Origin of the sequence: Gordonia amarae NBRC 15530 (genome assembly GCF_000241345.1) — a bacterium.
In the GTDB taxonomy this organism is placed as follows: domain Bacteria; phylum Actinomycetota; class Actinomycetes; order Mycobacteriales; family Mycobacteriaceae; genus Gordonia; species Gordonia amarae.
In genome coordinates, this window is record NZ_BAED01000020.1 from 20,553 (window position 1) to 41,693 (window position 21,141).

15 protein-coding genes are annotated in these 21,141 nt (G+C 66.7%); 13 read left to right on the top strand and 2 right to left on the bottom strand.

From position 1 onward, the window contains the following. The first annotated feature begins 42 nt into the window (after window positions 1-42). Window positions 43-3,240: a type I restriction endonuclease subunit R gene (locus GOAMR_RS05160; protein ID WP_005183628.1), complete on the top strand. Its 3,198-nt coding sequence runs from the start codon at window positions 43-45 to the stop codon at window positions 3,238-3,240. 69 nt (window positions 3,241-3,309) lie between these two features. Here GOAMR_RS05160 and GOAMR_RS05165 read toward each other — a convergent pair whose 3' ends face one another. Further along, on the bottom strand, window positions 3,310-3,831 hold the full coding sequence (locus GOAMR_RS05165; protein ID WP_138943602.1) for a hypothetical protein: 522 nt from the start codon (window positions 3,829-3,831) through the stop codon (window positions 3,310-3,312). Window positions 3,832-4,225: 394 nt separating this feature from the next. Here GOAMR_RS05165 and GOAMR_RS05170 point away from each other — a divergent pair, with 394 nt between their 5' ends. Beyond that, window positions 4,226-4,588, top strand: coding sequence for a hypothetical protein (locus GOAMR_RS05170; protein ID WP_005183637.1), 363 nt, complete (start codon window positions 4,226-4,228; stop codon window positions 4,586-4,588). Window positions 4,589-4,871: 283 nt separating this feature from the next. Then, window positions 4,872-5,240: a hypothetical protein gene (locus GOAMR_RS05175; RefSeq protein WP_138943603.1), complete on the top strand. Its 369-nt coding sequence runs from the start codon at window positions 4,872-4,874 to the stop codon at window positions 5,238-5,240. 99 nt (window positions 5,241-5,339) lie between these two features. Here GOAMR_RS05175 and GOAMR_RS05180 read toward each other — a convergent pair whose 3' ends face one another. Continuing rightward, window positions 5,340-6,923, bottom strand: a complete 1,584-nt coding sequence (locus GOAMR_RS05180) for a peptidoglycan recognition protein family protein (RefSeq protein ID WP_005183640.1) — start codon at window positions 6,921-6,923, stop codon at window positions 5,340-5,342. Between the two features lie 308 nt (window positions 6,924-7,231). Here GOAMR_RS05180 and GOAMR_RS05185 point away from each other — a divergent pair, with 308 nt between their 5' ends. The 10 genes from GOAMR_RS05185 to GOAMR_RS05230 all read left to right on the top strand — a co-directional run bounded on the left by GOAMR_RS05185 (window position 7,232) and on the right by GOAMR_RS05230 (window position 21,043). Beyond that, entirely contained in the window at window positions 7,232-8,767 is a 1,536-nt protein-coding gene (locus GOAMR_RS05185; protein ID WP_005183642.1) for a SpoIID/LytB domain-containing protein, read from the top strand. A gap of 189 nt (window positions 8,768-8,956) precedes the next feature. Continuing rightward, a complete protein-coding gene (gene glf, locus GOAMR_RS05190) occupies window positions 8,957-10,156 on the top strand; it encodes a UDP-galactopyranose mutase (RefSeq protein WP_005183651.1) in 1,200 nt (399 codons plus the stop codon). Next, on the top strand, window positions 10,153-12,045 hold the full coding sequence (locus GOAMR_RS05195; RefSeq protein WP_005183652.1) for a glycosyltransferase: 1,893 nt from the start codon (window positions 10,153-10,155) through the stop codon (window positions 12,043-12,045). Before glf ends, GOAMR_RS05195 begins: the two co-directional genes overlap by 4 nt. Next, window positions 12,026-12,622, top strand: a complete 597-nt coding sequence (locus GOAMR_RS05200) for a phosphatase PAP2 family protein (protein ID WP_005183653.1) — start codon at window positions 12,026-12,028, stop codon at window positions 12,620-12,622. The genes GOAMR_RS05195 and GOAMR_RS05200 overlap by 20 nt, the downstream gene beginning before the upstream one ends. Window positions 12,623-12,713: 91 nt before the next feature. After that, window positions 12,714-13,685 carry a decaprenyl-phosphate phosphoribosyltransferase gene (locus GOAMR_RS05205; RefSeq protein ID WP_005183654.1) on the top strand — a complete coding sequence of 324 codons (972 nt, stop codon included), beginning with the start codon at window positions 12,714-12,716 and terminating at the stop codon, window positions 13,683-13,685. Beyond that, window positions 13,675-15,708, top strand: a complete 2,034-nt coding sequence (locus GOAMR_RS05210; protein ID WP_005183655.1) for an arabinofuranosyltransferase AftB family protein — start codon at window positions 13,675-13,677, stop codon at window positions 15,706-15,708. The genes GOAMR_RS05205 and GOAMR_RS05210 overlap by 11 nt, the downstream gene beginning before the upstream one ends. A 334-nt stretch (window positions 15,709-16,042) precedes the next feature. Then, the gene (locus GOAMR_RS05215) at window positions 16,043-17,083 is read left to right on the top strand and encodes an alpha/beta hydrolase (RefSeq protein WP_005183656.1); all 1,041 of its coding nucleotides are present in this window, start codon (window positions 16,043-16,045) and stop codon (window positions 17,081-17,083) included. 470 nt (window positions 17,084-17,553) lie between these two features. Continuing rightward, entirely contained in the window at window positions 17,554-19,170 is a 1,617-nt protein-coding gene (locus GOAMR_RS05220) for an alpha/beta hydrolase-fold protein (RefSeq protein WP_005183657.1), read from the top strand. A gap of 239 nt (window positions 19,171-19,409) precedes the next feature. Beyond that, window positions 19,410-20,045, top strand: a complete 636-nt coding sequence (locus GOAMR_RS05225; RefSeq protein ID WP_005183658.1) for a DUF732 domain-containing protein — start codon at window positions 19,410-19,412, stop codon at window positions 20,043-20,045. Window positions 20,046-20,056: 11 nt separating this feature from the next. After that, window positions 20,057-21,043, top strand: a complete 987-nt coding sequence (locus tag GOAMR_RS05230) for a cutinase family protein (RefSeq protein WP_005183661.1) — start codon at window positions 20,057-20,059, stop codon at window positions 21,041-21,043. Window positions 21,044-21,141: the final 98 nt, after the last annotated feature.

Here is a 21,141-nt window from a genome sequence, read left to right on the forward strand (position 1 = left end):
CACCGGCGGCCCCGTACGCCAGGTGAGAGGACGGACTAACGGATGGGCATCATTCCTGAATCCGAGTGGGAGCATTTCACCGTCGATCGGCTCGCCGAACACAACTGGCAGCCGCTCAAGGGGCCGGAGATCGCGCCCGGGACGGAACTCGGGCGGGCATCGTGGGACGATCTGGTGTTGCCGGATCGGTTGCTGGCGGTGATGCGGGAACTCAATCCCGGAGTGCCGCACGAGTATCTGGTGCAGGCGCGGGCGGCGATCCTGGCGCCGCAGTCGCAGGATCCGATGGCCGAGAACTACCGGCTGCACCAGATCGTGACCCGCGGATACCGGGGCATCACTTACAACGACCATGCCGGGATCGAACAGACCCCGACCATCCGGGTGGCCAGTACGCGGCCCGACGACAACGAATTTCTCGCCGTGCAGCAGGTCACCATCCGCAGCCGGGAGCACGAGCGTCGTTTCGATGTGGTGCTGTACCTCAACGGATTACCGGTGGTGATCTTCGAACTCAAACAGGCCGGGTCGGCCGGCGCGACGGTGGCCGCGGCGCACGCGCAGTTGCAGACTTATCTGCGGGAGTTCCCGATGGCGTTCCGGTTCGCCGTCATCACCGTGATCAGTGACGGTATCAACGCGGGTTACGGGACTCCGTTCACCCCGCTCGAACACTTCGCACCGTGGAACGTCGATGACGACGGCAAGCCCGTCGAGATCGGAAAGCCCATCGGTGATGACGATCTGGGTATCGAACTCGAACCCCTCATCGATGGCGTGTTCAACCCCGAACGGTTCGTGCAGTTGCAGCACAACTTCGTCGCCTACGATGCCGGTGCCGACGGATATGTGAAGCGAGTTGCCAAGCCGCACCAGTATTTCGCGGTCACCAAGGCTGTTGGCAATACCGTGGTCGCAGCCGAGAGCAACGGCAAGGCGGGGGTGGTGTGGCACACCCAGGGGTCGGGCAAGTCGATGGAGATGGAGCTGTATGCCCATCTCGTGGCCAAACAGCCAAAACTGAAGAACCCCACCATCATCGTCGTCACCGACCGCCGCGACCTCGACGGGCAGCTGTTCGACACTTTCAATCGGTCCCGGCTGCTCGGTGAGTCGCCGGTCAAGATCGGCAGCCGCGACGAGCTGCGGCACGAACTGGCCGACCGCACCACTGGCGGTATCTATTTCACCACGCTGCAAAAGTTCGGCCGCACTAAAGAAGAACGCGCAGCCGGCGCCGACCATCCGCTGCTCACCGACCGCCGCAACGTGATTGTCATCGTCGACGAGGCGCACCGTAGCCACTACGACGACCTCGACGGCTACGCCCGGCATCTCGCCGACGCCGTCCCCAATGCGACGCTCATCGCATTCACCGGTACACCGATCTCCCTGGCCGAACGCAATACCCGTGATGTGTTCGGGCCGTACATCGATATCTACGACCTGACCCGCGCCGTCGACGACGGTGCCACCGTGCCGGTGTATTTCGAGCCAAGGTTGATCAAAGTGTCACTGGCGGAACAGATCACCGAGGACGATCTCGACCGGGCCGCCGACGAGGCCACCCGGGGACTCGATGATGTCGAACGCGCCCAGATTGAGAAGTCCGTCGCCGTCATCAACGCGGTATACGGTGCGCCGCAAAGACTCACCGCACTCGCTGCCGATATCGTCGCCCACTGGGAAACGCGTTCGACGTCGATGCTGCCGTTCATCGAAACCCCCGGCAAAGCGCTTATCGTCGGTGCCACCCGAGACATCTGTGCCCGCCTCTACGACGAAATCGTCGCACTGAAGCCGGAGTGGCACAACGATTCCGAATCCGCCGGGGCCATCAAGGTGGTCTATTCGGGATCGGCGAAAGATCAGGAACCGATCAGCCGGCACGTGCGGCGAGACGCACAGAACAAGGCCATCCAGAAACGCCTCAAGGACCCCGACGACCCGTTGCAGATCGTCATCGTCAAGGACATGCTGCTCACCGGATTCGACGCACCGCCGCTGCACACCCTGTACCTCGACCGCCCCCTCAAAGGTGCGCTGCTCATGCAGACCCTGGCGCGAGTGAACCGTACTTTCCGTGGCAAACCGGCGGGTCTGCTCGTTGCTTACGCACCGCTCGCGGAGAATCTGAACGCGGCGCTGGCCGAGTACACCGACACTGACCAGAAGACCAAACCCGTCGGCAAACGCATCGACGAAGCGGCCGAACTGGCCCGCGAGACACTCGCACGCATCGATGCACTGTGCGCCGGATACGACTGGCGGAAAGTGGTTCGCGGCGGCGGTGCAAACCCGTGGATGCGGGCCGCTCGGGGCCTTTCCGATCACCTGCTCGCCCCCGACACGCCCGGTGTTGAGATCGACGGGGAGACGAAATCGGCCGCGGCGCGCTACCGCGAGCTGGCCGGCGGTCTCGCCCGTGCCTGGGCGCTGGCAGGCGGCGATCAAGCACTCGCCGAACTGCGCCCCGACATCAAGTTCTACGAAGAAGTGCGCGTGTGGATGGGCAAGATCGAAGCCAACCGGCGCCAGGCCGAGGGCAAACCCATCCCCGACGACATCAGGCGCCTGCTGTCGCGGCTGGTCGCCGACTCCACCGCATCCGGTGACATCGTCGACATTTACGAGGCCGCCGGTCTGCCCAAACCGTCACTGAACGATCTGACCCCCGACTTCGAGGCCAAAGCGCGGGCGGCCGCCAATCCGCACCTGGCGATCGAGGCACTGCGCGCCACCCTCACCGAGGAATCCCGCAAGGCCACCCGCAACAGTGTCGTGCGGCAACGGGAATTCTCCGACCGGATCACCGAGCTGATGCGCCGCTACACCAACCAGCAGATCACCTCCGCCGAGGTGATCGCCGAGCTCATCGCGATGGCCCGCGACATCGCCACCGAAGGCAACCGGGGTCAGAACTTCAACCCACCGCTGTCCGACGACGAACTGGCCTTCTTCGACGCCGTCGCTGCCAACAAGTCGGCTGTCGACCTGCAGGGCGACGACGTGCTCGCCGACATCGCCCGCGAATTGGTGCGCATCATGCAGCGGGACACCAAGTATGACTGGACCATCCGCGATGATGTGCGCGCCAAACTGCGCTCATCGGTGAAACGGGTACTCGTCAAATTCAAGTACCCGCCCGACAAGCAGCCAGAGGCCATCAAGATCGTTATCGAACAGATGGAGGCACTGGCGCCTGCCTATGCCGAGAGGCATGCGGCGCTCTCGTCGTAAACCACACCAATATCGCCTGGCATCAACATAATTGTGGTGCCAGGCGCTTTGGTGGGGTTCAGCCCAGGATCAGGAGGCCCACTCGATGAAGCCGATCTCCACGTGGCGGGTGGAGGCGACGATGGTGGCGCCGTCGTCGGCGTTGTAGCAGCGCAGGCTCACCGTGTGGGTGCCGGGCGGCAGCGGCGGGGTCGATAGGGTGAGTATCCGGCGGGTGGTGGTCTTGTCGCCGAGCTGTTTGATCGGCTCGTAGCTGCCGATGTACTGCCGGGCCACCTGCATCGTGATTCCGCACAGCTTGCGGCCCTCGGGCAGGTTGATGGCGCTCATGTAGATGCGGCCGTGCGACGCCCAGGCCCGCACGATCGGCTTGGACTTCTTCTTGGCCACTGGCTTGGTGGTGGGTTTCGTGGTCGGCTGCGTTGGGGTCGTCTTGGGCGCGGCCACCGCGTCGGGACTGGTCAGTGCGCCGCCGAGCAGACCGCCGAGACCGGCGGCGACGGCGACCGCGGCGACGATGCGCCGTGCCGGACTCCCGCGACGGCGGGCGGCTGATGAAGTGGCCGGTAGCAAGGTGTTGTTCACGCGCATACCGCGCATTGTGCCGTAGATCGCAGCAGAACGCTCGTGCGGGCAGGGGACGTACGCCGGCGGCGGATGTGGCGGCCGTCTGGAGCGGCGGTGGTGTGGAATGACCGATTCGCCGCGAATCTACCGAAATACGTCAGGCCGGTGGCGCGGCTTGGTAATCGACTGGTAAACAGTTCTGCCATTGTTTTGCGGAACGAATTAGTTCTGCGGGTGCGGGTGCGAATCAGGGGAGAAGTCCCCATGTGGCGATATTGACCGGAGGGTACCGAGGTGCGAATCTATGTCATGCCGGACCGATAGATTCAAAGGCTTCAAGTAAAGGGTTACTGATTTTTCGGAATGGCACATCGCATCAGTCAGGGAACTCACTTTCCCACTTTTTAGGAGTGATCTAATGTCCAAGAAACACGCACTCGCAGGATTCGCCGGTATTGCCGCAATCGCCGGAATTCTGGGCGCCGGCGCGGGCACGGCAGCGGCCGTCGCGCCGACCACGCACTTGGAGTCCGGTCACCGGGGCAAGGTGGTGGTCGTGGTGAGCAATCCGAATGCCTACCCGATCGAATGCGAGACCTGGGTCGTCGAGAAGGGCGCTATCGGAAAACGGTTCACCGTCGATTCGCAGGAGGTGGAGGCCAGGACCCTGCGAGGTACCCCCGGCTACCACGAAGTCTGGCTGCACTGCGGAAAGAACACCCTTGCCGGACCTGATGAGGTGCGAGGCTCCATCGGGCTGGTGAAGATCAAGCGCCACTGATCGCACGGCATCTGTCCGTCCGAGTACTTACATAGTCGTGGCGGATGGCCGGCGAATCGGGTAGTCGACTACTCGTGCCGGTCATCCGCACCGCCGCAATACTATTACCGATCGCCCACATCATTTCGATGTCGAAGGAAGATTATTAATGCCTAGAAGAATCATCACCGCTTTTATTGCGGTCATGCTGAGTCTCGGTGTCGCCGGCATTGTGGCCGGACAGGGTAGTGCGACGCCTCTGGATGTCAAGGGACCGGTGACGCCGGTCTGTGAGGCGTGCACGATGACCAATTCGGTGACCATCACCCTGATTCTCCGAAAGGAGTGGGTCGATGACCATCCGGGCTATCGCCCGATCGTGAGTGTGCGTATGCGCCTTCCGAAGGGGTATCCCAAGGAGTACACGGAGCTGGCGCGGGCCGCGTATGTTCGGCGGTCGTTCCATAAGCGCGACGGGCGGACATATCAGATGAAGTACACCGCCCAGAGGTTGCCGGCGGACAAGAGACTGGAGGTGCTGGTCGTCGGCCAGGACGTCTGGCGGTTCCGTGGCGACGACGCGTTCACCATCCGGCAGTTCACCTCTGGAGGGCAGACCTTCCCCGGACACGCGTCGGTGCGGCTGTATCAGTATCCCGATCCCGCCGAATGACTGTCGGTGCGGCCGGTGACCTCGGAGTCCCGCGAGACGACCACGTCTCTCGCGGGACTCCGACGCCTGTGCCCGGAGCCGGCAGGTGGGCACGCCGGCTCAGCCGATGGTTGCGGGAGCCGGTGCGGGCGCACCGGTAGGCGCGGCCGACGGCGTCGGCGGCTCTGCGGTGCCCATCGGGGTGCCACCCGAGGCGATGGCGCGGATGGTGCTCAGCGCCGCATACCCGTTCCGGCCGGGGCAGTCGGTGTGGTTGAGGTCGCGGTGACCGGAGATCGTCGGCACGTCGGCGACGCTGCCCGCCGAGAACTTGCTCTCCGAGAAGTACTGGGCGTCGAGCCGGGATTTACCGACGGGCGACAGGCCTGCCTTACCGAGGCGCCAGCGCAGGAAGCGGCCCGCGGCCGACACCATCTGCGCGGTCGGCCCGACCTGGTCGAGATTGCCCATCAGCGACACCCCGACCGTCGACTGGTTGAAGCCGCCGGTGTGGGTGGCCTCCACGTTGCGGTCGAGACCGCCGAACGCGCCCTCGAAGATCTGCCCGTACTTGTCGACGAGCGCGTTGTAACCGATGTCGCACCAGTTGAGAGCGCGGGCATGGTAGGCGTAGATGCCGCGCACGATCTCGGCCGACTGCTGCGGTGTGTAGTCGTTGGATCCGGCGGTGTGATGGACCACCGCACCCTTGACCCGCGGGATGTAGACCGGCTGTGAACAGCGAATACTCTCGTCGGCACCCCATTGGGCCCGCGAGATCACCGACGGGCCGCCCGCGAGCGAGGTCAGCATCGATGACCCGAGCGACAGCAGGCTCTGCGGCGAGATCACGGTTGCCTGCACCGCCGACAGCGCCGTGTTGAGCAGCGTCGAGATGATCGAATCCGACGATCCGATGCCCAGCTGGGTGAGCAGTCCGCTCTGGGTGACGGCGGCCGGGATGGCCTTGCCGCCCTGGGTCAGCAGGATCTCGGCGACCTTCGCCCCGCCCACCCAGATCGGTTCGGTGCCGCTGACGTACTTGCGGCGGCCCCGTTCACCCGGTCCCGGGTTGCCGGCGGTGTCGACGGTCTCGAGCGCGGTCCACTTACCCCACTTGCCGTTCTTGTCCTGGACCCGCAGAAAGGGGGTGGCCTCGACGGGTTTGTCCCAGGTCAGCGCCACCATCTTGAGGGCCTTGCCCTTGTTGGTGATGCGCTGCACGGCCGCGCCGACGGGCCTGCCGTCGGCCATCCGCGGCGACACCACGCGCTTCTTCGCCGGGGTGCGGGACGTCGGGGCGTCCGGTTTCGGGGCTCCTGGTGTCGGGGCTCCTGGTTTCGAGGTGGTGGGTGGAACCGGCGTGACCGTGCGGGGCGCCGGGGTCCGCACGGCCTCGTTGCCGGGGATCTCGACCTGCGGCAACGCCGGGGCGGTGTGCCCCTTGTCCGGGTCGGGGAACAGCGTCGGAGTGATCTCGGGCAGCGTGATCCCGAGGTCGGCGAGGCCCGCCGTCGCGATGTCGAGGGCGTATGTCGGCAGCTTGGCCAGGGAGATCTGCTCGATCGCGGTCTTCGTCCTGTCCTTCTTGCGGTCGACGGGGACGGGGTCGACGCCGAACAGGGTGACCGCGAACGGGCTCGCGACGGCCAGCGCGGCGACGATCGCGAGGACGATCGGTGGCTTGGTTCTGGGGTATCGCACGGGTGCAGGTCTCCTGGCAGATCGTGGCGGCAGCAGCTTCGGGGCCGGACCGTTGTCATCCTGTGCGTCGGGACCGCGTTGCGGGGTGACCGACGCGCACTTTCGATGAAACTCGTGATGCTGTTGTTATCTCGTGGGGTTGCCGTTGCTGCGAGATATTCACTATGGTCACTACAGTCTCAATCGCAACACTAGTCACACGAGTCACGGTCGGCCACCCCCTGCAACGGCTTCGCAGCGGGGCGGCCTCCCGTGCACCCACTGCGTACAAGCCGATGCGGGGGTAACCCGAGGGGAGTCCAGCGGTCATGCCACGTCTGAGAATGTTCACGACCGGCACCCGGCCAAGGGATGCGCGCACACGCCGACTGTCGTTGACGGCACTGGGCGTGACGCCCGTGCTCATCGCCGGCGGTCTGGCGCTCGGAACCCAGCTCGGTCAGGGCGACGACGATGTCGCCCTGACCGTCGGCGGGTCCGTGACCCTCACCGGTCACGGCCACGGTCACGGTCGTGGCCTGGGCCAGTGGGGTGCCTACGGGTATGCGAAGAAGGGCTGGTCTGCCAACCGGATCCTCAGCCACTATTACGGCGGCACCACCGCGGGGAAGGCGGGCAGGTCCGAGATCGACGTCGTCTTGACGAATCAGAGCTCGGTATCTGTGCGCGCGGGCGCCGGGATGAGGGTCGGCGGGCAGACCGTCGCCCCCGGACAGGCTGTGAGCTTGTCCGGGGGAACAGCAAACATCACCTCCGGCTGCGGGGGGCCTGTCGTGCGGTCCGTGCCCGCGACCTTCGTCGAACCGCTGAACGCCGGGCCCAGCAGGCCCGCCGGTGAGATCCTCACCTTCTGCGGATCGGGCGCCAAGTACCGCGGCAAGCTCGGCTACGCCGGGGGCCGGGTGGTCAACCGCATCCACATCGACGACTACGTCAAGGGTGTCCTGCCCAAGGAGATCTCCCCCGGCTGGGCCGACGGCGGCGGCATGGAGGCCATCAAGGCGCAGGCCGTGGCCGCCCGCACCTACGCGCTCGCCGCGCTCGCCGGCGGTAAACAGATCGACGACACCCAGAACTCGCAGGTCTACGGCGGTGCGTCCGTCGAGGACCCGCGCACCAACACCGCGGCCGACGCCACCGCCGGTCAGGTCCGGCTCGTCGGCGGCAAACCCGCGTTCACCGAGTTCTCGGCGTCGACGGGCGGCTACACCGCGGGCGGCCAGTTCCCGGCGGTTCAAGACGACGGCGACAGCATCTCGCCGTCACACAACTGGTCGATGACGCTGAGCCCCGACACCATCGGCAGCGCCTTCGGCGTGGGTGCGCTGCGGTCGTTCGAGGTTGTCGAGGCCAACGGTCTCGGCCCGAACTGGGGCCGCGCCGCCAAGGTCCGCGTGGTCGGGTCCGCCCGCTCCGTCGACGTGAGCGGCGAGGACGCCCGCACCACGCTCGGCCTCAAGTCGTCGTTCTTCGCCATCAAGGGGCAGACGAGCAAGCCCAAGATCGTCACACCGCCGCGCGGCACCGGATCGAATTTCGGCAGCCTGGAGACCATCTTCGATGAGATCCTGCCGGGCGCGTCGCAGCTGCTCTCGGTGGGTACCCAGCTGATGAGCGGCAAGTTCGACGACCTCGGAGGCATCACCGGCCTCCTCGGCCAGGCGATCGGCGTTCCCGGTCTCACCCCCGACGGCCAGGGCGTCGTCCAGCTGTTCCAGCGCGGCATGATGTTCTTCTCCGCCGACACCGGCGTGCACGCGCTGGCCGGGCGGGCACTGGCCGACTACCAGAGCAAGGGCGGCCAGCCGGTCCTCGGCTTCCCCAAACGGGACGCCCTCAGATAACCGGACTGGGGCACCGCCAGCCGGGCCGGTCCTACCGGAACCCTCAGGATCGGACGGTCGGGTTCCGGTAGGCCCCTATGGCCCGTCTTCCTCCCTCTCTCGCCGGTCGCAGGCTCCCCACTCGCTCGGTCGTCCAGACGGGCCGGTCCTACCGGAACCCTCAGGTTGGGTCCGATAGGCTGAGCACTCGTGGCATCGAGTAATGAGTACGACCTGTTCGTGGTGGGTTCAGGGTTTTTCGGACTGACGATCGCGGAACGGGCGGCAACCGAGCTCGGCAAACGGGTCCTCGTCATCGAACGGCGGCACCACCTCGGCGGCAACGCCTACTCCGAGGCCGAACCGGAAACCGGCATCGAGATCCACAAGTACGGCGCCCACCTGTTCCACACCTCCAACAAGCGGGTGTGGGACTACGTGCGGCAGTTCACCGACTTCACCGGCTACCAGCACCGGGTGTTCGGGCTGTACCAGGGGCAGGCCTATCCGCTGCCGGTGGGCCTGGGCCTCATCAGCCAGTTCTTCGACAAGTACTACAGCCCCGACGAGGCGCGCGCGCTGATCGCCGAGCAGGCCGGGGAGATCGACTCCAAGGACGCCAAGAACTTCGAGGAGAAGGCGATCAGCCTGATCGGGCGGCCGCTGTACGAGGCGTTCTTCAAGCACTACACCGCCAAGCAGTGGCAGACCGACCCCACCGAGTTGCCGGCGAGCAACATCACCCGGCTGCCGGTGCGGTACACCTTCGACAACCGCTACTTCAACGACACCTACGAGGGTCTGCCCGTCGACGGGTACACGGCGTGGCTGGAGAAGATGGCCGCCGACGAGCGTATCGAGGTGCGCACTGACACCGATTGGTTCGACGTCCGCGACGAGCTGCGCGCGGCCAATCCCGATGCGCCCGTGGTGTACACCGGGCCGCTCGACCGCTACTTCGACTACTCGGCGGGCCGGCTCGGCTGGCGCACACTGGATTTCGAGACCGAGGTGCTGAACACGGGCGACTTCCAGGGCACCCCGGTGATGAACTACAACGACGCCGACGTCCCGTACACCCGCATCCACGAGTTCCGGCACTTCCATCCCGAACGCGACAACTACCCGGCCGACAAGACGGTGATCATGCGCGAGTACAGCCGCTTCGCCGATGAGGCCGACGAGCCGTACTACCCGATCAACACCCCCGACGACCGCTCGATGCTCGCCGCCTACCGCGAGCTGGCCAAGGACGAAACCGCTTCGGCCAAGGTGCTTTTCGGTGGACGGCTCGGCACCTACCAGTACCTGGACATGCACATGGCGATCGCCAGCGCGCTCACCATGTTTGACAACACGCTCGCCCCGCACCTGCGCGACGGCGCGGCACTGACCGGGGGAGAAGAATGAGCAAGGCACAGTCGCTTCTGCAGCGGGTGATCTTCCCGCGTCCGGGCGAACCCGTCGACGTCCGGTCGCTGTATCTCGTCGAGGACGACCGGAACTCGCGGCGCGCCCACTCACCGAGCCGCACTTCGGTTGTGCTGGGGCCGGATTCGCAGGTCAGCTTCGAGGCGTATTTCAACGCCTTCGCCGCCGCGTACTGGCGGCGCTGGTCGATCCTGAACTCGGTCGTGCTGCGCGTGGAGGTGATCGGCACCTGCCGGATCGACCTGTACCGCTCCAAGTTCGACGGCGCCCGCATCGGCATCGGTGGCGAACTCATCTCCGTCGACGAATCCGGCCGCGGCAGCATCGAACTCGAGGTCGATCTGGGCCCGTTCGAGGACGGCGGCTGGATCTGGTTCGACCTCACCACCGACACCGATACCGAGATCGTCTCCGCCGGTTGGTATTCGGCGATCGAGGCACCCACTCCCGACGACGAGACCAAGCGCGTCACCGTCGGCATCCCCACCTTCAACCGGCCCACCGACGCCGTCGCCGCGCTGGCCGCGCTCACCTCCGACCCGCTCGTCGACGCCGTCGTCGACGCGGTGCTGATGCCCGACCAGGGCACCCGCAAGGTTGTCGACGAACCCGGCTACACCGAGGCCGCCTCGGCGCTCGGCGACCGGCTGCGCATCTTCGACCAGGGAAACCTCGGTGGCTCAGGCGGTTACGCGCGCATCATGTACGAGGCGCTGCGCCTGACCGACAGCCCGTACGTGCTGTACATGGACGACGACATCGCCATCGAACCCGACTCGATCCTGCGGGCCCTGGCGCTGTCCCGGTTCGCCAAGTCCCCCGTGCTGGTCGGCGGTCAGATGCTCAACCTGCAGGACCGCAGCCACCTGCACTGCATGGGTGAGGCCATCGACCGGCACACCTTCATGTGGACGGCGGCGCCGTTCGTCGAATACGACCACGACTTCGCGAAATACCCGCTGCGGGACCGCGACAACTCCAAGAACCTGCACCGGCGCATCGACGTCGAGGGCAACGGCTGGTGGATGTGCATGATCCCGCGCGAATGCGCGGAGAAGATCGGCCTGCCGATGCCGCTGTTCATCAAATGGGACGACTGGGAGTTCGCCCTGCGCGCGGCCAAGGCCGGATACCCGACGGCGACCGTGCCGGGTATCGCGATCTGGCACATGGCGTGGAGTGACAAGGACGACGCCATTGACTGGCAGGCCTACTTCCACCTGCGCAACCGGCTGGTCGTCGCGTCGATCCATCATGACGGACCGATCGGTGGCATCCTTCAGTCGATGGCCAAGGCCACCGCCAAACATCTGCTGTGCCTGGAGTATTCGACGGTCGCCATCCAGAACGAGGCGATCCGCGACTTCCTGGCCGGGCCCGACCACATCCGCAGCCTGCTGCCCACCGCACTGCCCAAGATCGCCGAGATGCGCAAGGGATTCCCCGACGCCGTCGTGCTGCCGTCGGCGCAGGACTTGCCGCGCACCAGCGGCGAGGCCACCGGACTCGGTGTCAACGAACCGAAGAACCCGGTCGCCAAGATCAAGGCGCTCGCCGGTGCCGTGCGCAACAACCTGCGGCCCGCCGACCCGCGTCACCACGAGGTGCCGCAGGCCAACTACCCGCCGATCGAGGCGCGCTGGTTCAGCCTCGGCCGCGTCGACGGCGTGACCGTGACCACTGCCGACGGCCGTGGGGTGGTTTACCGGCAGCGTGACCGTGACAAGATGATCGCGCTGGCCCGCGAGTCGGCGGCGCTGGTGAAAGAGGTCAAGGACCGCTTCCCCGAGATGCGTGCGGCCTACCGCGCCGCGCACGCGGACCTGACGAGCAAGGAGAGCTGGGCTGATGTCTTCGGAATCGACTGAACAGCCGGTGGCCGGCGTCGCTCCGGCGACCGGTGAGGCGGCCGTTCTGGTCGGCATCCAGTCGGCGATCGGGCATCGGCCCGGGGTCCGGGAGGCCGCCCGCGGACTGTCGCACTTCGGTGAGCACTCCCTCGGCTGGCTGGCGATCGCCGGCACCGGGGCGGGCATCGCCCACCTGAAGGGCGACCGGGCCGCCCGCCGCCGCTGGGTCGAGGCCGGCGTCGGAGCGTTCGGCGCACACGCGGCGTCGGTCATCATCAAGCGGGTCGTGCGCAGGCCCCGCCCCAACCATCCCGACATCGAGATCGGGGTGGGCACCCCGTCCAAGCTGAGCTTCCCGTCCTCGCACGCCACATCGACAACGGCGGCCGCCATCCTGATCGGCCGCGCCGCCGGTCTGCCCCCGGCCGCGCTGCCCGCGGTGCTGGTGCCGCCGATGCTGCTGTCGCGGCTGGTCCTGGGCGTGCACTATCCCACCGATGTGCTTGCCGGCGCGGGAATCGGAGCGGTCAGCGCCGCGGCCGTCGTCGCGGGTGACAGACTGTTGCAGAATCATTCGGGCGCCGCGGACAGCTGAGCCCGCGCCCAGACGACAAAACGGGCACAGACGACAAAGAAGTGACACCCGCACCGGTGCGGGCAAGGAGTGACATGAGCCGAGGACCGCGATGAGTGAGGAACCGATCGAGCACGGCCCCCAGCTCGGCCCGCCGAAGAACCTGGCGAGCGGACTGGTCAAGGCGCTGCGACCCCGGCAGTGGGTCAAGAACGTCCTGGTCCTCGCCGCACCGATGGCCGCGGGCACCGACGTGCTCACCGACGGCGCCACCATGCTGCGCGTGCTGGTGGCGTTCGTCGCGTTCTGCCTGATCGCCTCGGCCACCTACCTGATCAACGACGCCCTCGACGTCGAGGCCGACCGCAACCACCCGACCAAACGGTTCCGGCCCATCGCGGCCGGGGTGGTGCCGCAGAACCTGGCGTTCGGTCTGGCGGCGGTGCTGGCCGTCGCGGCGATCGGTGTGTCGTTCCTGGCGAACTGGCAGACCGCGGTCACCATCGCCGTGTACTTCGCCATCCAGCTCGGCTACTGCTTCGGCCTCAAACACCAGGCCGTCATCGACATCTGCATCGTGTCGTCGGGCTTCTTGATCCGGGCCATCGCCGGCGGTGTCGCCGCCCAGCTGCCCGAGGGCCTGTCGCGCTGGTTCCTGCTGGTCATGGCGTTCGGTTCGCTGTTCATGGCGGCCGGCAAACGCTACGCCGAACTGGTGTACGCCGAGCGCACCGGCGCCAAGATCCGCAAGTCGCTGCAGTACTACACCGCCACCTACCTGCGGTTCGTGTGGACGCTGTCGGCGACGGCGGTGGTGCTGTCCTACGGTCTCTGGGCCCTGGACACCGCTCCTGCGTTGGACGCAGGCCTCGCGCTGGACACCGCAACAGTCGGCGGCCACGACGACAACGTCTTCTACTCGATCTCGATCGTCCCGTTCACCGTCGCGATCCTGCGGTACGCGGTCGACGTCGACGGCGGTCAAGCGGGCGAACCCGAGGAGATCGCCCTGGGCGACCGCATCCTGCAGTTCCTGGCGGTCGCCTGGATCGCCTGCGTGGGTGTGGCCGTCTATGCCTTCTGACGAACAGCCCGTCGGTACCGAGTCGAGCCTGGCCGACCTGTTCGGGACGGACGAGAAGCGGCGCGCGGGGCTGTCGGGCCGGATCCGTGGCCTCGACGCCCGGCAGTGGGTGACCGCGGGCAGCTTCGCGATCGGCGCCGTCGCGGTCACGGTCTTCTTCACCATCGGTGCCTGGCAGCGTCGGTGGATCGCCGACGACGGCCTCATCGTGCTGCGCACCCTGCGCAACCTGTTCGCGGGCAACGGTCCGGTGTTCAACGCGGGGGAGCGGGTCGAGGCCAACACCTCGACGGCGTGGACCTATCTGCTGTGGTTCTGGGCGTGGGTCACCGACGGGAAACTCGAATACGTGGCGCTGTGGGTGGCGCTGGTGCTGTCGGTGACGGCGATCCCGCTGGCCATGTACGGCACCGCCCGGCTGTACGCCGACAGGCTCTCCCGCACCTCCGGCTGGACGCTGCTGCTGCCGCTCGGCGCGATCGTCTACATCGCGGTGCCCCCGGCCCGCGACTTCGCCACCAGCGGCCTGGAGAACGGGCTGTGCATCTTCTGGATCGCGGTCCTGTGGTGTCAGTTCGTGGCGTGGGGGAGACGTGGCACCCGCGGGCGTGGCAACAGTCCCGCGACGCTCGCGCTGGCGTTCACCGCCGGCCTCGCCCCGCTGATCCGGCCCGAACTCGCCGTGCTCGGCGGGCTGGTGCTGCTGGCCATGGTCCTCGCACCCGCGTCGTGGAAGCTGCGCGCCGGGATCGTCGTCGTCGCCGGTGTGCTGCCGGTGGGCTACCAGATCTTCCGCATGGGCTACTACGCGTTGCTCGTGCCCAACCCGGCCGTCGCCAAGGACGCCAGCGGCTCCAAGTGGGCGCAGGGCTTCGACTACGTCGGCAACCTGTTCTCGCCGTACCTGCTGGTGCTGCCGCTGATCCTGCTGATCGTCGTCGCCGCGCTCCTCGGCGTCGACGGCCGGCTGTCGCGCGGCACCGCCGGCGCCGAGGAGTCCGTCCTCGACGCGGCGCGCCCGGGAGTGCGGGACCGGTTGGCGGGCTGGTCGGCGTGGCTGCAGTCCCCCACCGCGGTGACTGTCACCGTCGCCGTGGCGGGTGCCATCGGTGCCGTCTACTGGATGCGGCAGGGCGGCGACTTCATGCACGGCCGGGTGCTGCTCAACCCGATGTTCACGCTGCTGCTCCCGCTGATGACCGTCCCGGTGACGATTCCGTCGAGCTGGGCGCAACTGCGCGGTGCCGCCGGCGCCGTCCCCGCCCGGCGCGCCCGGATCCGGCTCGGCTCCGCGGTCGTGCTGGCCGCCATCTGGATCACCACGCTCGTATGGGGCTGTCTGTACCAGTCGACGGTCCTGCCGAACGCCGGCACCAGCATCGGCCGCAGCGGCATCGTCGACGAGCGGCGCTTCTATGTCACCAACATGGGCATCCAGAACCCGGTGACCGCCGAGGACTACCTCGACTACCCGCGCATGCGGGCGATGGTCCAGCGGATCGAGGAGTACCGCGGGCAGGGCGGCGTGATCCTGCCGTCGGCCAACTACGACGAGTGGTACGTCGCACCGCTGCCCGAATCCACCCCGCAGAACAAGCGCAAGGTGACGGTGTACTTCCTCAACCTGGGTATGACGAGCATGAACGCACCGCTCGATGTGCGCGTCGTCGACCAGATGGGGCTGGCCTATCCGCTCGCGGCACACACCGAACGCCTCGTCGACGGCCGCATCGGGCACGACAAGAATCTGCGGGCGGAATGGGTGGTCGCCGAGGCCAAGGCCGTCTCACATAAACCGGAGCTGCCCAGCTACCTCGATGAGGACGCGGTCGCTGCCGCGAAAGTAGCGCTGACCTGCCCCGAGACCAAGAAGCGGTACCGCTCGTACGAGGGCACGTGGTCGTGGGACAGATTCGTCGACAATCTCAAGAACGCGGTCACGTTCAACAGCTACCGGATTCAGCGTGAGCCGGAGTACGAGATCCTGCGCTGCGGGCTGACCCCGCCCAGCACGCACCGGTAGATATGGCCGGAGTTCAGGGAACCGAAGGGGATTGTGACTCTGGAACAGTTGTGTCCGCGCATCTCGAATCGGTAACGTTCGCGAAGACATCGACGACAGAGAGACTGTGAGTCAGCTGATCGGCATATGTGATCTCGATTAGATAGAGATACGGATCACAGCGTTTGTCAGCCTGCCCGGCTTGCAATAGGCTCGCCAAACGATATGTGCGTCACACACGCAGCTGTCGGCGTGGTCGGGCCCGGATGCGATGCGGGCAACTGTCGCATAAGCAGGGCGGCGGACCACCGGTGATCACCGGTGCTCTGCCCCGAAACGAGGAGTTAGGTAGTCGATGCGCGAAGGTGCAGTTAAGCACACGGGGCGCCGTAAAGGGCGCTCCCGGTTTCTTGTGGGCATGCTGTCGCTGGCCACTGCGATAGGCATGGTGGGGGTCACCGCCGGCGAGGCGAGTGCCAAGGTCAACGACACCCCTCTGTTCAAGGAATACCGCGTCAACAGCTGCGGGATGCCCAGCTACACCAGTGGCCCCTGGAAGAACAAGTCCAAGGGTGAGGCCGACGGCGTGAAGGTCCGGACCTGGAAGAAGGCCGGCAACTACAAGACCGTGATCCTCCTCGACGGCATGCGCGCCGAGTACGGCTACAGCGGCTGGGAGATCAACACCAACGTCCAGAAGCTCGTGAACGCCGGCGTCAACGTCGTCGAACCCATCGGCGGCCCCGCCAGCTTCTACGCCGACTGGGACGGCCCGTCCAACTTCAACGGCCAGCCGTTCACCTACAAGTGGCGCTGCGTCATCACCAAGAGCCTCATCCGCACGCTCGACGCCAACGGCTTCCGCGTCGGCAACGGCAAGTACGCCATCATGGGCCTCTCGTCCGGCGGTGGTGCCGCACTCACCATCGCCGCGCAGAACCGGCAGAACTTCGACCGCGCCGCCTCGCTGTCCGGCTACAACTGGATGACCGCGCCCGGCATGCGCACCGCGATCCGCCTGTCGATGCTCGACATCGCGCCCGCCCCGTTCAACGTCGACGCCATGTACGGCCCGCCGTGGAGCCCCCGCTGGTCCACCAACGACGCCGTCAACAACCTCCAGGGCATGCGCGGCATGAAGATCTACGTCGGCTCCGGCAACGGCATCGTCGGCCAGCACAGCTTCGACACCGGCAGCTCCGCGGTGAGCCTGTTCAACGACGTGTTCAAGGGTTCACCGCTCGAACTGCTCTCGTTCACACAGACCAAGGCCTTCGAAGTGTTCGCCGCCATCAACGGAATCCCCGTGATGAGCAGCTACTCCATGGGCACCCACTCGTGGGGCTACTGGCAGGACATGGTCTGGGACGCGAAGAACCGAGGCTTCTTCCGTTAAATTCGCCGGGCCTGATTTTGCCCCTTGCTCCCCGTTCTTCCTCCGTCGTTCGGGGTCGCAAGCTCCCCGCTCACTCCGTCGTCCAGAACGGGGTCGGGGCAAAATCAACCCGGCTGGGCGGCCAAACAGGTGGTCGCCCTGGCAATGGCCTCTGACGAACTCCGGCATCGTTTCGGTGCCGGAGTTTTGTCGTTTCCGGCCTGTGTTGGTTGAGGTGCCCATTCTCGCTGGTTGAGGCGTGAGGAGCGCAAGCGACGAGCCTCGAAACCCGGTGAGCCGACGTTGTACCGAATCCCCGATCCGTCCACGCTCGGCCATCACTCGTTCATCACAAATCACACAGATCACACGCGACACAGCGTGGCGTGCGTGTGTTGTCGGCTCCGGCAGTGTATGAAACACCTGAGACATTTGTGGTTTGTGGTGCGAATGTGACAGATGCGTTCGTACCCGGCGGAGGAGTTCAGGCTATGTGGCAGACAACGCGAAGCGGGGAGAGCGGCGGCAATCGGGCGGCCCGGCGTAGCACCGCACGATTGGGTGCCGCACGATCGGGACGCTCCAGGGTCGCGGCCGCTACCGCGATCGGTGCGGGAGCGATCGCGCTGAGCCTCGTCGCAGGCGGTGCCCCCGCGATCGCCGACCCCGCCGCTCCGGCTCCGGCCCCCGCGCCCGCCGACCCGGCCAAGCAGACCCCCACCCCGGCGAAGCCGGCCCCCACTCCGGCCAAGACCACCGCGAAGCCGGCGCCGGCGACCACCCAGCAGCCCAAGCCTGCGCCGAAACCGGCACCCGAGGCCAACCGTAAGCCCGCCCCCGAGACGCCGAAGCCGGCGCCGCCGGCGGCGGCCAACGACCGCGCCAAGGTCACCAACATCTACTGGTACACCAGCCGCCGCGTGGCGCTGTGGGTGTACTCGCCCGCGATGAAGACCAACATCCAGGTGCAGCTGCTGCTGGCGCGCGACTGGTACTCCAAGCCCAAGGCCAAGTTCCCGCAGCTCACCATGCTCGACGGCCTGCGCGCCCAGGAGAACCAGAGCGGCTGGATCATCAACACCAACATCATCGACTTCTACAAGGACAAGAACGTCAACGTCGTCCTGCCGATCGGCGGGGAGTCGAGCTTCTACACCGACTGGCAGCAGCCCGACCGTGGCAAGCACTACATGTGGGAGACCTTCCTGATGAAGGAACTGCCGCCGATCCTGGAGAAGGACTGGCGTTCATCGACGGTGCGCGGCATCGAGGGCCTGTCGATGGGCGGCTCGGCCGCGATGATGCTCGCCGCGCGCAACCCCGGCTTCTACAAGTTCGCGGCGTCGTTCTCCGGCATCCTGCAGCTCACCTCGCCCGGTATGGCGCAGGCCATCCAGTTCGCCCAGCGCGACGGCGGCGGCTACGACTCGGAGAAGATGTTCGGCAAGCCCAGCGACCCGGCCTGGGCCGAACACGACCCGTACGTCCTCGCCGACAAACTGCAGGGCACCAGCCTGTACATCTCGTCGGGCAACGGCGTCATCGGCCCGCACGACCAGCCCTCGGACATCCCGCTGCTGGCCACCAACTACTCCGGCGTCGGCCTAGAGGTGCTCTCCCGCGTCACCACGCAGCAGTTCGCCATCAAGCTCAACGAGGTGGGCGTCCCGGCCCGGTCGGCGTACCGGCCGTCAGGCACCCACACCTGGCCCTACTGGCAGTTCGAGATGCAGCAGGCGTGGCCGCAGGCGGCGTCGGCGCTCGGCCTGAGCGGTGACAAGGTGAGCTGCGGTGTGTACAGCAAGTTCAAGAAGGTCGCCGAGAAAAACAAGAAGGTGCTCGGCGAGTGCCTCACCCCCGACTACGCGGTGCCCGGCGGCCGGGCGCAGGACTTCGCGGGCGGGCGCATCATCTCCGGACCCAAGGGCCCGAAGGTGGTGACCGGAGCCATCGGCGGCGCCTACACCGGTGCCGGCGGCCCCGGCGGCAAGCTCGGCCTGCCCACCAGCGACGAACTCGCCACCCGCGACGGCAAGGGCCGCTTCAACACCTTCCAGCACGGCAAGATCACCTGGGATGCGAAGAACGGGACCAAGGTTCTGGGCTGAGTGGTCCTCGGACAGCCCGACCGGAAACACCCGATCGCGCAGTGGGTCGGGTGTACCGCGCGGTGCGCCGGACCACAGTGGGTCCGCCGTCCCTGGGAGTGGGGCGTCGAAAAGACTGAATCTTCGCTGAGGAATTGCGGTGTTTCGGCTGGTGGGGCCTTCTGACGGCAAGAATCGCCGTCACACGGTTGTAGCCTGGCCTCTGGCGGGGTGCACACGGTGAACAAGAGGAAGTGACGATGACGACGACGAGTTCGATCATTCGGTCGGCGATGCTGGCGACCGGTCTGGCACTGGTGGTCGGAGCGATGACCGCCTGCTCGGACGACTCGACGGCTTCGGCACCGCTCACCAGCAACCAGATCACCACGACGTCGATGACGTCGAGCGCCACGGCCGACAAGGTCTCCGCCTCCGAGTCGCGCGAGCAGGAGCCGTCCGCGGAAAGCTCCCCGGCCGGCGAATCCGCGGCCGACGACACCTCGGCCGCGGACGCGCCGTCGGCCGCCGAGCGCGAGACGACCGCCACCAAGAACAACAGCGGCGACCAGAACAGCGGCGACCAGAACAGCGGGGGCCAGGACAACGACACCCCGCAGAGCGTCGTCGCCCCGCAGAACGTCAAGCTGACCGAGAAGCAGCAGAACTACCTGCGCGCCCTCAAGCAGCAGAACGTCACATTCATGGGCGACACCGACAACAATGTCGCCCTCACCATGGGTGCCTACATCTGCAGTGAGAAGAAGAAGGGCACCGACCCGGTGACCGTCAAGGCCTACGTGACCGCGTCCGTCGGGCCGGGCACCAAGTCCGTCGCCGAGGCGAGTTCCAAGGCCGACAAGGTGATTCGGGCCGCGCGCGCCGAATACTGCTGAGCGGGGCGTAGATGGCCCGCGCCAAGGCGGCCCGCCCGAAGCGGCGCCTGCCCAAGTTTCTGCTGTTCCTGGGGTTCCTCGCGGCGATCGCGGTCGCCCTCGTCGTGATCCTGGTATTCGTGCTCCTCAAACCCGGGCCGGTACGCCCGCCCGGACCGCCGACCACGCCACCCTCGACCTCCCGGCCGACGGCGCAGCCGGCGAGCTGTCCCGACGTGCTCACCCTGGTGGTACCGGGCACCTGGGAGTCGTCCGCCGACGACGACCCGCACACCCCGAAGGCCAACCCCAGGTCGCTGATGCTGAAGGTGTCCAAGCCGCTGCAGAAGCAGTTCGCCGAGTCGCGTACCGACGTGTACACGGTTCCCTACACCGCGCAGTTCCGGAACCCGACCAACCTGGCCGACCGGCAGCTGGACTACAACTCCTCGCGTAAGCAGGGCTATCAGCGGGCCGCGGCCAAGATGGCCAAGCTCAACCGCGAATGCCCGCTGACCCGGTACGTGCTGATGGGCTTTTCACAGGGCGCGGTCATCGTCGGCGATCTGGCGTACAGCATCGCCGCGGGTCGCGGCCCGATCGCCGGCTCCGACCAGGATCTGGTCCTCGGTGTCGGCCTCATCGCCGACGGCCGGCGCCAGTCCGGCAATCAGCACGACGTGGGTCCGAGCCCGAAGGGCGTGGGTGCCGAGGTGTCGCTCGGTGGTTTCGGCAGCCTCGTCCCGGGGATCACGATGACCGGTGGCCGCGGCGGTTTCGGGGTGCTCGAAGACCGCGTGTTTTCGATCTGCGCCTCGGGTGACATGATCTGCGACGCACCGACGGTCACCAATCCGCTCAAGGCGATCTCGCAGCTTTCGGGCGCGCTGAACAGCCCGGTGCACGCGATGTACGGCACCACCCGGTACTGGTCGTCCGGTGGCGCGAGTGCCACCCGCTGGCTGTACGGCTGGGCCGTCAAACGCATCGACGAGGCGCCCACACCGGAGCACTACTGAGAAACGGTTCCCACCCTCCCTTACTCGTGAGTAAGATCACGTGTGACAATGGCTGAGATCCACGCGATGCCGGAACGTCCCCGATCGGGTGACTACCG

What these genes read in the sequence shown, in the direction of transcription:
- GOAMR_RS05160 (WP_005183628.1), top strand. Translation starts at nt 43, where the DNA reads ATGGGCATCATTCCTGAATCCGAGTGGGAGCATTTCACCGTCGATCGG.
- GOAMR_RS05165 (WP_138943602.1), bottom strand. Translation starts at nt 3,831, where the DNA reads ATGCGCGTGAACAACACCTTGCTACCGGCCACTTCATCAGCCGCCCGC.
- GOAMR_RS05170 (WP_005183637.1), top strand. Translation starts at nt 4,226, where the DNA reads ATGTCCAAGAAACACGCACTCGCAGGATTCGCCGGTATTGCCGCAATC.
- GOAMR_RS05175 (WP_138943603.1), top strand. Translation starts at nt 4,872, where the DNA reads ATGACCAATTCGGTGACCATCACCCTGATTCTCCGAAAGGAGTGGGTC.
- GOAMR_RS05185 (WP_005183642.1), top strand. Translation starts at nt 7,232, where the DNA reads ATGCCACGTCTGAGAATGTTCACGACCGGCACCCGGCCAAGGGATGCG.
- GOAMR_RS05195 (WP_005183652.1), top strand. Translation starts at nt 10,153, where the DNA reads ATGAGCAAGGCACAGTCGCTTCTGCAGCGGGTGATCTTCCCGCGTCCG.
- GOAMR_RS05200 (WP_005183653.1), top strand. Translation starts at nt 12,026, where the DNA reads ATGTCTTCGGAATCGACTGAACAGCCGGTGGCCGGCGTCGCTCCGGCG.
- GOAMR_RS05205 (WP_005183654.1), top strand. Translation starts at nt 12,714, where the DNA reads ATGAGTGAGGAACCGATCGAGCACGGCCCCCAGCTCGGCCCGCCGAAG.
- GOAMR_RS05210 (WP_005183655.1), top strand. Translation starts at nt 13,675, where the DNA reads ATGCCTTCTGACGAACAGCCCGTCGGTACCGAGTCGAGCCTGGCCGAC.
- GOAMR_RS05215 (WP_005183656.1), top strand. Translation starts at nt 16,043, where the DNA reads ATGCGCGAAGGTGCAGTTAAGCACACGGGGCGCCGTAAAGGGCGCTCC.
- GOAMR_RS05220 (WP_005183657.1), top strand. Translation starts at nt 17,554, where the DNA reads ATGTGGCAGACAACGCGAAGCGGGGAGAGCGGCGGCAATCGGGCGGCC.
- GOAMR_RS05225 (WP_005183658.1), top strand. Translation starts at nt 19,410, where the DNA reads ATGACGACGACGAGTTCGATCATTCGGTCGGCGATGCTGGCGACCGGT.
- GOAMR_RS05230 (WP_005183661.1), top strand. Translation starts at nt 20,057, where the DNA reads ATGGCCCGCGCCAAGGCGGCCCGCCCGAAGCGGCGCCTGCCCAAGTTT.